This window comes from Pseudonocardia sp. ICBG601 (assembly GCF_020496245.1).
Window position 1 is genome coordinate 129,550 of record NZ_JAHLJA010000021.1, and the last position, 15,016, is coordinate 144,565.

General features: G+C 75.1%; 12 protein-coding genes and 3 pseudogenes. 7 read left to right on the forward strand and 8 right to left on the reverse strand.

Features of this window, described 5'->3' with window-relative positions; all coding sequences use genetic code 11:
* Positions 1–16: 16 nt before the first annotated feature.
* Genes KPL57_RS07945 through crcB form a run of 4 tightly spaced genes read left to right on the forward strand, consistent with a single transcriptional unit; the run spans position 17 to position 2,452 of the window.
* Complete coding sequence (locus KPL57_RS07945; RefSeq protein WP_226351067.1) at positions 17–457, forward strand: MarR family winged helix-turn-helix transcriptional regulator; 441 nt, start codon at positions 17–19, stop codon at positions 455–457.
* Complete coding sequence (locus KPL57_RS07950; RefSeq protein WP_226351068.1) at positions 454–1,701, forward strand: MFS transporter; 1,248 nt, start codon at positions 454–456, stop codon at positions 1,699–1,701. Before KPL57_RS07945 ends, KPL57_RS07950 begins: the two co-directional genes overlap by 4 nt.
* Positions 1,698–2,087 (forward strand): CrcB family protein, encoded by a 390-nt coding sequence (locus KPL57_RS07955; protein ID WP_226351069.1) that lies wholly within the window; start codon positions 1,698–1,700, stop codon positions 2,085–2,087. The genes KPL57_RS07950 and KPL57_RS07955 overlap by 4 nt, the downstream gene beginning before the upstream one ends.
* Positions 2,084–2,452 carry a fluoride efflux transporter CrcB gene (gene crcB / locus KPL57_RS07960; RefSeq protein WP_020625581.1) on the forward strand — a complete coding sequence of 123 codons (369 nt, stop codon included), beginning with the start codon at positions 2,084–2,086 and terminating at the stop codon, positions 2,450–2,452. The genes KPL57_RS07955 and crcB overlap by 4 nt, the downstream gene beginning before the upstream one ends.
* Positions 2,453–2,477: 25 nt before the next feature.
* On the opposite strand, the gene KPL57_RS07965 is transcribed toward crcB, so the two are convergent.
* Together KPL57_RS07965 and KPL57_RS07970 are read right to left on the reverse strand one after the other, a co-directional pair.
* Positions 2,478–3,401 (reverse strand): LysR family transcriptional regulator, encoded by a 924-nt coding sequence (locus KPL57_RS07965; protein WP_226351070.1) that lies wholly within the window; start codon positions 3,399–3,401, stop codon positions 2,478–2,480.
* A 27-nt stretch (positions 3,402–3,428) separates the two neighbouring features.
* The gene (locus KPL57_RS07970; protein ID WP_226351071.1) at positions 3,429–3,944 is read right to left on the reverse strand and encodes a DUF664 domain-containing protein; all 516 of its coding nucleotides are present in this window, start codon (positions 3,942–3,944) and stop codon (positions 3,429–3,431) included.
* 63 nt (positions 3,945–4,007) lie between these two features.
* On the opposite strand from KPL57_RS07970, the gene KPL57_RS69465 reads away from it, so the two are divergent.
* Positions 4,008–6,302, forward strand: coding sequence for a molybdopterin-dependent oxidoreductase (locus tag KPL57_RS69465; RefSeq protein ID WP_226351072.1), 2,295 nt, complete (start codon positions 4,008–4,010; stop codon positions 6,300–6,302).
* Here KPL57_RS69465 and KPL57_RS07980 read toward each other — a convergent pair.
* The 6 genes and pseudogenes from KPL57_RS07980 to KPL57_RS08005 all read right to left on the reverse strand — a co-directional run bounded on the left by KPL57_RS07980 (position 6,292) and on the right by KPL57_RS08005 (position 11,983).
* Positions 6,292–7,688, reverse strand: a pseudogene (locus KPL57_RS07980) (sugar porter family MFS transporter). The gene KPL57_RS69465 and the pseudogene KPL57_RS07980 overlap by 11 nt on opposite strands.
* Before the next feature lie 43 nt (positions 7,689–7,731).
* Positions 7,732–8,213 (reverse strand): annotated as a pseudogene (locus KPL57_RS07985) (DUF4188 domain-containing protein).
* Between the two features lie 54 nt (positions 8,214–8,267).
* Positions 8,268–9,352: pseudogene (locus tag KPL57_RS07990) on the reverse strand (CaiB/BaiF CoA transferase family protein).
* Between the two features lie 134 nt (positions 9,353–9,486).
* A complete protein-coding gene (locus tag KPL57_RS07995) occupies positions 9,487–10,779 on the reverse strand; it encodes a DUF222 domain-containing protein (protein ID WP_226351073.1) in 1,293 nt (430 codons plus the stop codon).
* A gap of 116 nt (positions 10,780–10,895) precedes the next feature.
* Positions 10,896–11,486 carry a hypothetical protein gene (locus KPL57_RS08000; RefSeq protein WP_226351074.1) on the reverse strand — a complete coding sequence of 197 codons (591 nt, stop codon included), beginning with the start codon at positions 11,484–11,486 and terminating at the stop codon, positions 10,896–10,898.
* Between the two features lie 110 nt (positions 11,487–11,596).
* On the reverse strand, positions 11,597–11,983 hold the full coding sequence (locus tag KPL57_RS08005) for a YchJ family metal-binding protein (RefSeq protein ID WP_075306530.1): 387 nt from the start codon (positions 11,981–11,983) through the stop codon (positions 11,597–11,599).
* Between the two features lie 100 nt (positions 11,984–12,083).
* Here KPL57_RS08005 and cobT point away from each other — a divergent pair, with 100 nt between their 5' ends.
* Together cobT and cbiE are read left to right on the forward strand one after the other, a co-directional pair.
* The gene (gene cobT, locus KPL57_RS69470; RefSeq protein ID WP_308187955.1) at positions 12,084–13,802 is read left to right on the forward strand and encodes a nicotinate-nucleotide--dimethylbenzimidazole phosphoribosyltransferase; all 1,719 of its coding nucleotides are present in this window, start codon (positions 12,084–12,086) and stop codon (positions 13,800–13,802) included.
* Positions 13,795–15,006, forward strand: a complete 1,212-nt coding sequence (gene cbiE / locus KPL57_RS08020) for a precorrin-6y C5,15-methyltransferase (decarboxylating) subunit CbiE (RefSeq protein WP_226351076.1) — start codon at positions 13,795–13,797, stop codon at positions 15,004–15,006. Before cobT ends, cbiE begins: the two co-directional genes overlap by 8 nt.
* Positions 15,007–15,016: the final 10 nt, after the last annotated feature.

Sequence of the window (15,016 nt, forward strand, 5' to 3'; positions counted from 1 at the left end):
ATCATATGGAGTGTGCATGAGCGGCCTCGACCCCGACGAGCTGGCGCGGCTGCGCACGGACCTGGCCCGGATCGCCCGTGGCCTGGACCGGGCCACCCGCGGCTCCGACCTCACCCGCAGCGCCCTGTCGGTGCTCGGCACCGTCGCCGTCCGCGGCCCCATCGGGATGGGGGAGCTCGCCACCGTCGAGGGGGTCAACCCCACGATGCTGTCGCGTCTGGCCGGCAGGCTGGAGGCCGCGGGACTGCTCGTCCGCGACACCGACCCCGACGACGGCCGCGCCGTGCGCGTCGCGGTCACCGAGGCGGGCGCGGCCGAGCACCGCCGACGGCGCGAGGAACGCACCCGTCTGCTCGGCGCACACGTCGACGCCCTGACCCCCGACCACACCGCACGGCTGCGGGCCGCGCTGCCCGCGCTCGACGCGCTCGCCGCGGCCCTGCGGGACGCACGGTGACCGCCGGCCCGGACCAGGCACCCCGGCGGGCGCTCGCCCGGACCTTCGCGTCGCTGTCCGGCCACAACTACCGGCTCTGGGTCGGCGGTCAGTCGATCTCCCTGGTCGGCACCTGGATGCAGTCGATCGCCCAGTCCTGGCTGGTCTACGAGCTGACCGGGTCCGCGGCCGTGCTCGGCACCGTCGTCGCCGTCCAGACCGTGCCCACGCTGCTCCTCGGGCCCTACGCCGGGGTGTGGGTGGACCGGCTCGACCGGCGACGGCTGATGATCGGCCTGCAGACGATGATGGGCCTGCAGGCCGCCGCGCTCGCCGTGCTCACCCTCACCGGCACCGTCGCGCTCTGGCACGTCTACGTGCTGGCCGCGGTGCTCGGGCTGAACAAGGCCGTCGAGAACCCGGCCCGGCAGACCTTCGTGCACGAGCTCGTCGGCCCCGACGACCTCCGCAACGCCGTCACCCTCAACTCGGTCCTGGTCAACGCCGCGCGCGCGGTCGGTCCCGCGGTCGCCGGGCTGGTCATCGTCGCGGGTGGGACCGGGATCTGCTTCGCGGTCAACGCGGTCAGCTTCGTCGCCGTCGTGACCTCGCTGCTGCGCCTGGACACCTCCGCGCTCGTGCCCACAGCGCCGACGCCGCGGGCGCCCGGGCAGCTGCGCGAGGGACTCGCGCACGTGCGGGACAACCCCGAGCTGCGGGTCCCGCTGGTGATGATGGCGTTGATCGGCTGCCTGGCCTACGAGTTCCCGGTGGTGTTGCCGGTGGTGGCCTCGCAGACCTTCGGCGGCGACGCGAGCACCTACGGCTGGCTGACCGGCGCGATGGGTGTCGGCGCGGTCGTCGGGGGGCTCGTCGTCGCCGGGAACGGGCGCACCGGGGTGCCGATGCTGGTGCGCACCGCGCTGCTGTTCGGCCTGGTCATGGGGCTCGCCGCGATCGCGCCGTCGCTGTGGGTCGCGCTGGTCGCGATGGGGCTGGTCGGGATGGCCAGCGTCGCGTTCATGGCGGGCGGCAACTCGACGCTGCAGCTGGCCTCGGCCCCGCACATGCGGGGGCGGGTGATGGCGCTGTGGTCGGTGGCCTTCCTCGGCTCCACCCCGATCGGCGGCCCGATCGCCGGCTGGGTCAGCGAGCAGTGGGGTGGTCGCGGCGGGCTCGCGCTGGGGGCGGTGGCCTGCCTGGTCGCGGCCGCGATCGGCCTCCCCACGGCGCGCCGCGCCGCCCGGGCGGAGGCCGCGTCGTGAGCGCGCCCGGCCGGCCGGCGGTGCTCACGGCCGTCGCCGCCGGCGGGGTGGTGGGCGCCGAGGTGCGCTGGCTGCTGGGGCTCGTCGGCCCGCCGGCACCGTGGACGACGCTGATCATCAACGTCACCGGCTGCCTGCTCATGGGGATGCTGATGGTGCTGGTCACCGAGCGGTTCTCCGCCCACCCGCTGGTCCGACCGGCCCTCGGGGTCGGGGTGCTCGGCGGGTACACGACGTTCTCCACCTACGCCGTCGACGTCGCCGCGCCGGCGTTCGGGTCACCGGGGTCGCTCGCGCTGATGGTCGGCACCCCGGTGCTCGCCGTCGCCGCGACGGCGCTCGGCGCGAGCCTGACCCGCGCGCTCGCCGGGGGCAGCCCCCGATGACGGCGCTGCTCGTCGCCCTCGGTGCGGCCGTCGGGGCGCCGCTGCGCTACCTGGTCGACACCGCGGTGAAGGCGCGGACGCCGTCGGCGTTCCCGTGGGGCACCTGGGTGATCAACGTGGTGGGGTCGTTCGTGCTGGGTGCGGTGGTGGCGCTGACCCCGTCGGCCGGGCCGGGGTTCGCCGCGCTGCTCGGCACCGGGTTCTGCGGGGCGTTCACCACCTACAGCACCTTCGGCTGGGAGACGCTGTCGCTGCTCGAACGGGGTCGCACCGCGCTCGCCGTGGGCTACGCGGCGGCCAGCGCCGTCGTCGGTGTCGCGGCGGCGCTGGCCGGGCACGCGCTGCTCACCGCCGTGGCCGGCTGAGCCGCGCCGGGAGACGGCGGCCGGGTCAGCGGATGCGGCCGCCGGTGGCGATGCGCAGCAGGTCACGGGCGGTGCCGCGGGGGGAGGTGCCCTCCCGCCAGACGGCACGGAACTCCCGGGTCAGGTCGAGGCCGCGGACGTCGACGACGACCAGGGACCCGGCCGCGACGTCGGCGGCGACCACCGCACGCCCCAGCACCGCGGGGCCCGCACCCGCGCGGACGGCGGCACGCAGGGCGGCGTCCGCGGCGTACTCGCGACGCGGCGCAGCGAGCTCACCGGCACCGGCGGCGTCGAGCGCGGCCTCCAGCGCGGGCCGGGCCCCGGCACCGGGCGGCCGGGTGAGCAGCGGGGTACCCGCCAGCTCCGCGGCGTCGACACCGTCGACCGCGGACCACGGGTGCCCGGGGGCGACGACGAGCACCAGCGGGTCCGACGCCACCGTCGCCGCGTGCAGGTCCTCCAGGGGGCCGGGCGTGGACACCACACCGACGGCCGCGTCACCGGACCGGACCGCCGCGGCGGGGTCCGCGGTGTCGCGCAGCACGACCCGCCCGCCCGGACCGTCGCGCAGCTCGACCAGCCAGCCCTGCAGCAGACACTCCGCGACCACCGGGTTCGCCGCCAGGACGACCGCGTCCTCCCCGGCCGGCTCGTCGCGCAGGGCCGCGACCGCGACGTCCAGGTCGGCCGCGGCGGCCAGCAGCGGGCCCGCCCACTCCACGAGCAGGACACCGCGGGTGGTGAGGCTGCTCGACCGGCGCCCCCGCCGGCCGCGTTCGAGCACCGGCCCGCCGGCCTGCTGTTCGGCGGCCCGGATCCGCGCCGACGCGGCCTGCACCGTCAGCCCGAGCCCCTCGGCCGCGGTGGCCATGCTCCCGGAGCAGGCGATGTCACGGAGCAGGGCGAGAGCGGTCAGGTCGGGGACGCGTGCAGGTGCGGTGGCCATCGGAGCCAGCCTAGGTGGCGGGCGGGGTCACACTCCCAGCAGCCCGCGCAGATAGGCCGCCTGACCGGCGTGCTGGAGGTCGTCGCCGACCACACTGACCAGGCGTTCGCCGAGGGTCACGTTCTCCCCCCAGGTGGGCGGCAGGACGCGCGACAGGTCCTCGTCGGCGAGGCCCGCGAGGTGCCCGACGGTGCGTTCGTGCACCGCCGCGCCGTAGCCGGTCAGCAGGTCGGCGGTCGTCCGCACGGCGTCGACCTGCGCCGAGGTGTGCCCGAACCCGGTGTCGGCGGGGTCGAGGTCGAGGCCGAACCGCTCGGCCCAGCCCTCGCCGGTCCAGACCTGCTCGGCGTCGAAGGCCTCGGCGACGTGGTCGTCCTGCACCCGCAGCAGGTGCCACGCCAGCCAGCCGATCGGGTTGCCGGGGCCGTCCGCACCCTCCGGGCGGCGGGCGAGGTCGGCCTCGGACAGGCCGTCGACCACCTCGCGCACGAGCTCGTCGATCCGGCCGACGTGGTCGGTCAGCAGTTCCGCGGTCGTCGTCATGCGGCAGGCGTTCCCGTATGCAGGCCTCCGCATGCGGGTTCGTGCGGGTTACGGTGGGCCGTGGTGACCGAGAACGTGAGGACCCACAGCGCGCACTGGGGCGTGTTCCACGCCCGCTGGGACGGCAGCAGGCTGCGGGTCCGCCCGCACCCCGGCGACCCGGACCCGTCGCCGGTGCTGGACAACGTCCCCGCGGCCGTCGGGCACGCCGCCCGGGTCGCCGCACCGGCGGTGCGCCGCGGCTGGTGGGACCGGGGCCCCGGCCGTGACCCCGGCCGCGGGCGCGACGGCTATCGCACGGTGTCCTGGGACGCCGTGCTCGACCGGCTCGCCGAGGAGACCCACCGGGTCCGTTCCACCCACGGCGACGAGGCCGTCTACGGCGGCTCCTACGGCTGGGCGTCGGCCGGGCGGTTCCACCACGCGCAGAGCCAGCTGCACCGGTTCCTGGCGCTGACCGGGGGCTACACCCGCTCGGTCAACACCTACTCCGGCGGTGCCGCCGAGGTGGTCCTGCCGCACGTGCTGGGCACCTTCGACGCGGTGACCCGCTACGCGGTGACCTGGGACCAGGTCGCGGCGCACACCGACACCGTCGTCGCGTTCGGCGGGATGGCGCTGAAGAACTCCGCGATCGCCGCGGGCGGGGTCAGCCGGCACGTCGAGCGCGGGGCGATGCGTGCCGCGCGTGAACGGGGCGCGGTGTTCGTGCTGGTCAGCCCGCTGCGCCCGGATCTGCCGGAGGCCCTCGACGCCACCTGGCTGCCGATCCGGCCGGGCACCGACGTCGCCCTGATGCTGGCGCTCATGCACACGATCGTCGAGGCGGGGCGGGCCGACACCGACTTCCTCGCCTCGCACTGCGACGGCTGGGACCGGCTGCGCGAGTACCTGTTCGCCGCCCCGGCGCGCGACGCCGGGTGGGCCGAGGACATCACCGGCATCCCGGCCGCGACGATCCGGGAGCTGGCCTGGCGGATGGCGCACGGCCGCACCCTGGTCACCGTCGCGCAGTCGCTGCAGCGCGCCGAGCACGGCGAGCAGCCGGTGTGGGGCGGGACGGCGCTCGCCGCGGTGCTCGGCCAGATCGGCCTGTCCGGGGGCGGCTTCAACTACGGCCTCGGGTCGCTCGGGCACTACGGGCGCCCGCGCAACGCGGTGCCGGTGCCCACGTTCTCCCGGGCGCCCAACCCGGTGACCTCGTTCATCCCGGTCGCGCGGGTCGCGGACATGCTGCTGCGCCCCGGGGAGACCTACTCCTACCAGGGCGTCGACCACACCTACCCGCACGTGCGGATGGCCTGGTGGGCCGGGGGCAACCCGTTCCACCACCACCAGGACCTGCGCCGGCTGCGGCGTGCGGTCGCCGAGCTCGACACGTTCGTCGTGCACGACCCGATGTGGACGGCGACGGCGCGGCACGCCGACGTCGTGCTGCCGTCGACGACGACCCTGGAACGCGACGACATCGGCGCCACCAGCTCCGACCCGCTCGTCGTCGCGATGAAGCAGCTCGTGCCCCGGCACGGCGAGGCCCGCGACGACTACGACGTGCTCGCCGACCTGGCCGCGCGGCTCGGGCACGGCGAGGCCTTCACCGAGGGCCGGACGTCGCACGAGTGGCTGGTCGACATGTACGACCGCACCCGCAAGGGCCTGGCCGACCGGGGACTCGACGCGCCGTCGTTCGAGGAGTTCTGGGAGCGCGGCGAGCTGGAGCTGCCCCAGCGTCCCGACGACGGCGGGGTGCTCGGCCGCTTCCGCGCCGACCCCGCCCGGCACCCGTTGCCGACGGCGTCCGGCCGCGTCCAGCTCGGGTCCGGCCCGATCGCCGCGCTCGGGCTGCCCGACCACCCCGGCCACCCCGCGTGGATCGAGCCGACCGAGGTCCCCGACGACCGGCACCCGTTCTGGCTGGTCTCCAACCAGCCGGCGACCCGGCTGCACTCCCAGCTCGACTTCGGCGCCCACTCGGCCGGGGCGAAACGCTCCGGGCGCGAGGTCGTGCGCATCCACCCCGACGACGCCGCCCGGCTCGGGATCGGCGACGGCGACGTCGTCCGCATCCACAACGACCGCGGTGCCTGTCTGGCCGCGGCGCGGGTCACCGACGACATCCGGCCCGGCGTGCTGCAGCTGCCGACCGGGGCGTGGTGGGACCCGCGCCCCGACCCGGACCGTCCCGAGTTCGGCGACGACGGCCTCTGCGTGCACGGCAACCCGAACGCCGTGACCCGCGACCGCGGGACGTCGAGCTTCGCGCAGGGCTGCAGCGGTCAGCTGTGCGCGGTCGCCGTCGAGCGGTACCGCCACGACGCCCCGCAGGTCACCGCGCACGTCCCGCCGGTCATGCGGTGACCGGGCCCGCCAGGTCCTTCTCGATCTCCTCGAGGCTGCGGCCCTTGGTCTCCGGCAGGAGCCTCGTCGCGTACAGGTAGGCGGCGGCCGTCGTCACCGCGAAGAACAGGAAGTTCCAGCCCGCCCCGAACGCCTCGAGCAGCGACGGGAACAGCAGCGCGACGGTCATGTTGAACAGCCAGTTGAACGTCACGCAGAACGCGACCGCGCCGGCGCGTACCCGCAGCGGGAACAGCTCCGGCAGCAGCACCCACTGCACCGGCCCCAGGAGATCGAGAACGAGGCGATGTAGACGACGATCCCGGCCAGCGTCAGGCCGAGCAGCAGCGGTCCCTGCTCCAGGCCGATCAGGTTCGTGACCGCCAGGACGATCATCGCCAGGCACATGCCGACCGCGCCCCACCGCAGCAGCGGGCGTCGCCCGGCGCGGTCGATCAGCCACATCCCGGGCAGCGTCATCAGCATGTTCACCGCACCGATGGCGACGTTGGCGCCGATCGCGTCGGTCGCCCCGTAGCCGACGTCGGTGAGCAGGGTCGGCGCGTAGTAGATGATCGTGTTGATGCCGACGAAGTTCTGGAAGAACACCAGGAGCATCCCGATCAGGGTCAGCCGCCGCAGCCGCGGGGAGAACAGCGTGCCGATCGCGACCTTCTCGGTGTGCTCGCGCTCGACGCGCACGCTCTCCCGGATCTCCGACAGCTCGGCCTCGGCCGCCTCCGGGGTGCCGCGCAGCCGCTCCAGGACGGCCCGGGCCGTGGTGACACCGTCCTCGTCACCGCCGGGTCCGTGTGCGACCAGCCAGCGGGGGCTCTCCGGCTGGGTGTAGATGCCGATCGCGAGCACGACCGCGGGGATCACGCCGAGCCCGATCATCCAGCGCCAGTCCCGGGCGTCGGCGAAGGCGTAGTCGACGACGTAGGCGAGGAAGATCCCGACCGTCACCAGCAGCTGCATGAGCGAGGTGAGCCGCCCGCGGATCCGGGCCGGGGCCAGCTCGGACAGGTACATCGGCACGACCACCGACACGATCCCGACGCCGACGCCCATCACGAACCGGAACCCGACGAGCATCGCGACGTTCACCCCGAGGGCCGCGCCGAGCGTGCCGACGACGAACACGATGCCGCCGAGCAGGATCAGCGGCCGTCGGCCGAGGGTGTCGGCGAGCTTGCCGGAGACACCCGCCCCGAGCATCGCGCCGACGAGCAGCCCGGACACCACGGTGCCCTGCTCCAGTGAGGACAGCGGGATGTCGTCGGGGATGAACAGGATCGCCCCGGAGATGACGCCCGTGTCGTACCCCCACAGGATCCCGCCGAGTGCCCCGAAGAACCAGATCGCCCACTGCGACGGCCGCTTCGCCGTCCCTGCCCCCGAACTCATCCGCTGATCCTCCGGCGGGGTGTTGCGGGCCGCAACAGGAGGGTCAGGTGGCGTGCCGGGAGGCGTCCAGCCTGCGGCGTCCGTCGTCGGTCGCGGCGTCGACCTCCCGGACCCCCAGCGCCTTCGCCAGCCCCGATGCCGGCATGTCCCCGTAGACGGTCTCGAACTCCCCGGCGACGAAGGTCTCGTGCCAGATGCCGACGGCCCCGGGGTAGCGGCGGGCCCGCCGGTTGAACGCGGCCCAGGCCGGCCGGTGCGTCGCCGTGGTGTCGCTCGCGTAGCGTAGAGGGACTCGCGGTCGCGCCAGTACTGGACGAGCAGCGGACCGCCGGGGCCGATCCCCGAGCGGGTCCCGAGCAGCCCGTGGGCGGGCTCGCGTTCCAGCTCGCGCAGCATCCCGGCCATCGCGGTCACGACCGGGAGCCACGCCCGGACCTTCCAGGGCTTGTTGAAGCGCATCCCGATCAGGAACACGACGACCTGGTCCTCGGTCGGCTGGTTGGTCGTGCGGGTGTAGGGCGCCATCGGTCCACTCCCTCGTGCGGCGGGCTGTGGATACTGACCTATCCGATAGCGGGGTCATCCGTCGCGGTCGAGCCAGGCCCGGACCTCGGCGGAGTCGGCCCCGAGCGGCGGGGGAGAGCGGCGGTAGGACGGCGGGTGGCCGACCAGCCGACCGGGTTGCGGACGGTCGGGATGGCGGCGGCGTCGTCGGCCCGGACGACCGGGTCGAGTCCGAGCTCCTCGGCGAGGGCGACACCCGCCGTCGACGGTGTTGATCGGGCCGCAGGGCACACCGGCGGCGGTGATCGCGTCGTACCACTCCTGGGCGGTGCGGGTGGCGAGGCGGGCGCGCAGCCGCTGCTCGATCTCCTCGCGGTGGCCGATCCGTCGGACATGGTCGCGAAGCGCGGGTCCTGCGCCATGGCCGGGTCGCCGAGGACGGTCGCGAGCTTGCGGAACTGGCCGTCGTTGCCGGCGATGACGATGAGGTCGCCGTCCGCGGTGGGCATCGGCTGGTACGGGAACACGCTGGGGTGGGCGTTGCCCATCCGGCGGCCGACCGCGCCGGCGGCGACGTAGGCCTCGCTCTGGTTGACCAGGGTGGACATCGCGACCGACAGCAGGTTGGTCTCCAGCAGCTGGCCCTGCCCGGTCCGGTCGCGGTGCCGCAGCGCCGCGCTGACCGCGAGTGCCGCGTGCAGCCCGGTCAGGACGTCGAAGACCGCGACCCCCGCGCGGAACGGGGGGCCGTCGTCGTCGCCGGTCAGGCTCATCAGCCCGGACACCGCCTGGACCAGCAGGTCGTAGCCGGCCAGGTGGGCGCCGCCGCGGGCCCCGAACCCGGTGATCGAGCAGTACACGACCCCGGGGTTGTCGCGGGCGACGCTGTCGTGGTCCAGCCCGAACCGCGCCGCACCACCCGGCCGGAAGTTCTCGACGACGACGTCGGCCCGCCGCGCCAGCTCCCGTGCCGCCGCGAGGTCGCCCGGGTCGGTCAGGTCGAGCACGACCGACCGCTTGTTCCGGTTGATCGACAGGTAGTAGGTGGAGATCTCGCCCTGCTCGGGGTCGCTGACCACCGGGGGCTTCCAGGTGCGTGTGTCGTCGCCGCCCGGGCCCTCGACCTTGATCACCGTCGCGCCGAGGTCGGCCAGCATCATCGTGGCGTAGGGCCCGGCGAGCACGCGGGAGAAGTCGGCCACCAGCACGCCGTCCAGCGGTCCGCCGGTGGGGTCGTCGCCGAACGGGGAGTGGTCCACGTCCCGGCACGCTAGCCGCGACGACGCCCGGCCGCTCACGGTGGGTCGGGTGCGAGGTAGGTGTGTCCGGTGGGTGTCGTGGTCGTGACCCCGTCCGGACCGCGGGCCACGTGCCAGCCGAGTTGTTCGCGGATGTGGTTGTGGAACTCGCACAGTCCGCGTCCGTTGTCGAGTTCGGTGTGTCCGCCGTCGGTGTGGCGGTGGATGTGGTCGATGTGGCGGAGGGGTGCGTCGCAGTAGGGCTCGGTGCACCGGTTGTTCGCGCGGGCTTTGACGAGGGTGGCGAGGAGTCCGGTGAAGGTGCGTTGGCGCGAGTCGCCGCCGATGACCAGGCCCTGGTCGGTGAGCAGCCGCCGTAGGGATGAGGTTCCCTCGCTGGTGGCGAGCAGCTCGACCGGGACGGGTCCGAGCCCGGGGATCTCCGCGGGGAGCGGGGAGGTGGGGTCGAGCAGCGCCTGGACCGGGACGGTGACCTGCACTTCCAGGTTGACCGCGGTGGCGGTGGTCTGTCCGGTGACGCGTTCGACCAGGGTGTCGGCCAAGATCTGCCCGCGGCTGCGAGTCAGGGGTGCCGGGTCGATCTGGGCTTGGACGAAGGCTTTCTGTAGTGCGGCGAGGCAGGCGGCGCCTTGTGCGACGGGGATGTAGGCGGTGAGGTAGCTCATCGCGTCCGGTGCCGGGCGCAGGGTGACCCGGCGTTCGGCTGCGGCGGCGTGGACGCGGGCTCGGAAGTGTTCGGGGGCGATTTCGGCGACGAGTCGGCGGGTGAGGGCGCGGAGTCGGCCGATGCCGTGGCGGGTGAGGTCGTGTGTGGCGAGGCGGGTGTCGACCTGCCTGCGCTGGTGTGGGTCGAGGTCGCGGCATTCGACGGCGATGGCGGTGACCTTGGCGGCGCTGAGCTCGCCGGCGGTGTGGAGGCCGCGGACGTGGTCGAGCCCGGAGTGCAGGTCGCGGGCGTTCGCCACGCGGGTGCGGGCCTCGGTGGTGGAGACCCGGCAGGCGAGCTGGATCTGGGCGACGACGCTGCGGTGGAGCCGCTCGGGGTCGGTCCGGGCGCGGTCGCTCCCGTCGGTCCCGTCATCGGTGAGCCGGTTCTGGATGTGCGTCTGGGCGAACGCCCGGATCCGACTCGCCTGCAGCGCGGCGAGGGAGGCCTGGACGGACTCGATCTGCTGGACCTGGTCGATCAGGTCGGCCTCGGAGAGCAGGGTGGTGTCGTCGCCGATGGCCTGGTCGATCAGGAGCTGGATGAGGGCGAGGTCACCGGAGCGGAACCTGCCGGAGCCCACGCCGGTGGCGTGGGCGGGTGGTTCCTGGGTCGCGGTCACCTCACCATGGTACTCGACCATATGTTCGATCGAACGCCTTTCGTCGCAGGCAGGAGGCCACTCGTCGCGCACCCGAACGCGCTGTGCGGGCGCCCGTTCCCCGGGGTGCCGGGCCGTCAGTTCCGAGCGGCGTCGCGGGCCACTGCCTCGGCAAGCCGCGCGGCCACCGCGGAGGCACCGACCGGCTCGGCCTGCGCGTTCACGACCGTCGCCTCGTCACGCCCCGACGCATAATGGCGACCCGTCCAGCGAATCCCCTCAGGTGTCCGCAGCTCCCGGACGTTGCCGGTGCCGTAGGTGTCGACGAGCCGCTTCAATTCGACCGCGCCGGTGATGTCGGGCATCTCTACGACGGCGACGGCAACCACCACTCGGGCCCCGCGCTCGCGCACCTCGAACGACGCCCGCCCGACCGCGACGCACGGGGAACCGGCGAAGAACTCACGCACCCGGCCGTAGGAGACCGAGGCACAGTCGGTGCGGACGTCGCCGTCGAGACGACGGACCTCACGGCCTGCACCGGCCAGCCGGCGAGCCGCGCCGTACTGGTTCCGATCCTTCGCGCGGACGCTGCGAGAGCTCGCTGCCGCGGATCCTGATGCCCCGCTCGACGCCGCGGCCCCCGCTCCGGCCGCGCCGCCGGCCGCACCGCTGCCGAGGCCTCCACCGGACACGGCGAGCCACAGCGCCAGCAGGAGCGCGCCCACCCCGGTTCCGGCCTTGACGAACCGGCCGTCCGGGCCCCGCTTGTCGTGCCGTGCCAACCGTCCCCACCCCTCCGTCCACGCGGAGTCGCCAGAGGGGCACGGGGCGTTACCTACCCGACGTCACCGTCGACGTAGAACCACCGCCCGTCCTCCCGGACGAACCGGCTGCGCTCGGCCAGCACCCCGTCCGTCCGGTGGGCCCGGAACTCGACGGTCCCCTCGGTCTCGAACATCGTCCCGCCCGAACGCGCGACGATCTCCAGTCCCGTCCATACCGACCCCGGCTCCAGCCGCAGCCGCCGCGGTCGCGTCGACGGGTGCCACGACGCCAGCAGGTACGCGCGGTCGCCTCGCACGAAGGCGGTGTAACGGCTGCGCATCAGGGCCTCCGCCGTGGCGGCGGGGCGCCCGGCGAGCACGGGGGCGCAGCAGGTGTCCTCGGGGCGGCCGGTACCGCAGGGGCAGAGCACGGTCGTCGAGCATGCCCCACCCCGCATGTGAGGTGCCCGACCGACCCGACGGGACAGTTGACCACCTCGACGGACGTGTGGTCGTCTCATCCGTCGCCGTGCCGTGTACCGCAGGAGGAATGCCGACGTGACGGACTTCTACGACGTCCTGCACTCCCGCCGTGACGTCCGTACCGGCTTCCGGCCCGACCCGGTCGACGACGACGTCCTCACCCGCGTCCTGGCGGCCGCGCACGCCGCTCCGAGCGTCGGGTTCTCCCAGCCCTGGGACTTCGTGCTGGTCCGCGACGCGGCCGTCCGCGAGCGCGTGCACGCCCTGGTCTCCGCCCAGCGCGACCGCTACGCCGCGTCGCTGCCCGCCGCCCGCGCCGAGGCGCTGCGCGCGATCCGGGTGGAGGCGATCCGGGAGACCCCGCTGAACGTCGTCGTGACCGCCGACGCCACCCGCGGCGGCCGCCACACCCTCGGCCGGCACGAACGGCCCGAGATGGGCCCCTACTCCGCCGCACTCGCGGTGCAGAACCTGTGGCTGGCCGCCCGGGCCGAGGGCCTCGGCGTCGGCTGGGTGTCGTTCTTCGGTGACGAGGGGCTCACCGAGCTCGGCGCGCTGCTCGGGCTGCCCGCACACGTCGAGGTCGTCGCCTACCTGTGCGTCGGCCACGTGGACGCCTTCCCCGACCGGCCCGAGCTGGAGCGGCACGGCTGGGCCCGGCGCCGCCCGCTGGACTGGGCGGTGCACCAGGACACCTGGGGTGCCCGCGGGCTGCCCGGCGCCGCACCCACCGCGCTGCTGGAGTCCACCGTGGAGGCCGTCGCACCGGTCGACGAGGCCGCCCGGGCCGCGGCTCGCGACCGGCTCGACCGCATGACCAAGCCGCGTGGCGCGCTCGGCCGGGTGGAGGACGTCGCCGTCGCGCTGGCCGGGATCGCCGGCGCCGAGGTGCCGCCGGTGCCGTCCCCGGCTGCGGTCGCGATCTTCGCCGGCGACCACGGCGTGCACGCCCAGGGCGTCACCCCGTGGCCGCAGGAGGTCACCGCGCAGATGGTCGCGAACTTCACCGCGGGCGGTGCCGTGGTGAACGCGTTCGCCCGTCAGCTCGGGGCGGAGGTGCTCGTCGTCGACGTCGGGGTGGCCGCCGATCTGGATACCGTCCCGGGGCTGCTCCCGCGCAAGGTCGCGTCCGGCACCGCGGACATGACCGCCGGGCCCGCGATGACCCGCGAGCAGGCCCGCGCGGCACTGGAGCACGGCATCGAGGTCGCCCGAGACCTGGTCGCCGCCGGGAACCGCTGCCTGCTCACCGGGGACATGGGCATCGCCAACACCACCGCCGCGGCCGCGCTGGTGTGTGCGTTCACCGGGGCCGACCCGGCCGTCGCGACCGGGCGCGGCACCGGCGTCGAGGACGAGACCCTGGCCCGCAAGACCGACGTCGTGCGTCGTGCCCTGGAGCGGCACCGGCCCGATCCGGCCGACCCGCTCGGGGTGCTGGCCGCCGTCGGCGGGCTGGAGCACGCGGGGCTGGCCGGGTTCGTCCTGGGCGCCGCCGCGCTGCGCACCCCCGTGGTGCTCGACGGCATCATCGCCGGCTCCGCCGCGCTCGTCGCCGCCGCGTTCGCCCCGGAGGTCGCCGGCTACTGCCTGGGTGGGCACCGGTCCGCCGAGCCAGGCGGTGCGCTCGCCCTGGACCACCTCGGCCTGGCGCCGCTGCTGGAGCTCGACATGCGCCTCGGCGAGGGCACCGGCGCGCTGCTCGCGCTGCCGGTGCTGCAGGGCGCGGCGCGGGCGATGGCCGACGTCGCCACCTTCGACGCCGCCGGGGTCACGGACAAGACCGGTGGGTGACCCGCTCACCGTCGTCGGGGTCGGCGCCGACGGGTGGGCCGGGCTGCCGGAGACCCACCGCGACGCCCTGCGCGACGCCGAGGTGCTGCTCGGCGGGCCCCGCCAGCTCGACCTGCTGCCCGCCGACGTCGCCGGGGAGCGGCGGGCGTGGCCGTCGCCGCTGGTCCCGGCGCTGCCCGGGATCCTCGACGAGCTGTCCGGCCGCCGCGTCGCGGTGCTCGCCTCCGGCGACCCGATGTTCTTCGGGATCGGCGCCACGCTCGCCCGCGTCGCCGGGCCGGACCGGCTGCGGGTGCTGACCCACCCGTCGTCGGTGGCGCTCGCGTGCGCCCGCCTGGGCTGGGGCTCGGAGCACGTCGCGGTGCTCAGCGTCGTCGGCCGCCCACTCGACGCGCTGCGCCGGGCACTGGCCCCGGACGCCCGGCTGGTCGTGCTCTCGGCCGGAGCCGGGTCGCCCACCGAGATCGCCGGGCTGCTCACCGGCGCCGGGTGGGGTGGGTCGCGGATGACGGTCCTGGAGCGGCTCGGCGCGCCCGACGAGCGCCGGGTGTCCGCCACCGCCGCGGCCTGGCGGGGCGAGGCGGACGCGTTGAACGTCGTCGCGGTCGAGTGCGTGCCCGACGCCGGGCTGGTCCCGCCGGGGGAGACGCCCGGTCTCCCCGACGACGCCTACGACCACGACGGACAGCTCACCAAGCGCGAGGTCCGCGCCGTCACCCTCGCCCACCTCGCGCCGCGCGCGGGGGAGCTGCTGTGGGACGTCGGCGCCGGGTCCGGCTCGATCGGCATCGAGTGGATGCGGGCGCACCCGCGGTGCCGCGCGATCGCCGTCGAGAGCCGCCCCGAGCGCGCCGACCGGGTCGCCGCCAACGCCGCGGCCCTCGGCGTCCCCGGCCTGCGGGTGGTGACCGGCCCCGCGCCGGACGTGCTGGCCGGGCTGGAACGCCCCGACGTCGTGTTCGTCGGCGGCGGGCTGACCCGCGAGGGCGTCCTCGACGCCTGCCTGGCCGCGCTGGGACCGGGCGGCCGCCTGGTCGCCAACGCGGTCACGGTGCAGACCGAGGCGGCCCTGGCCGCCGCCCACGCCGCACACGGCGGGGACCTCGTGCGGGTGCAGGTCGCCCGCGCCGTCCCCGTCGGCGGCTTCCACGGATGGCGCCCCGCCATGCCCGTGACCCTGTGGAGCTGGAGGAACCCCTCGTGAGGACCGAACC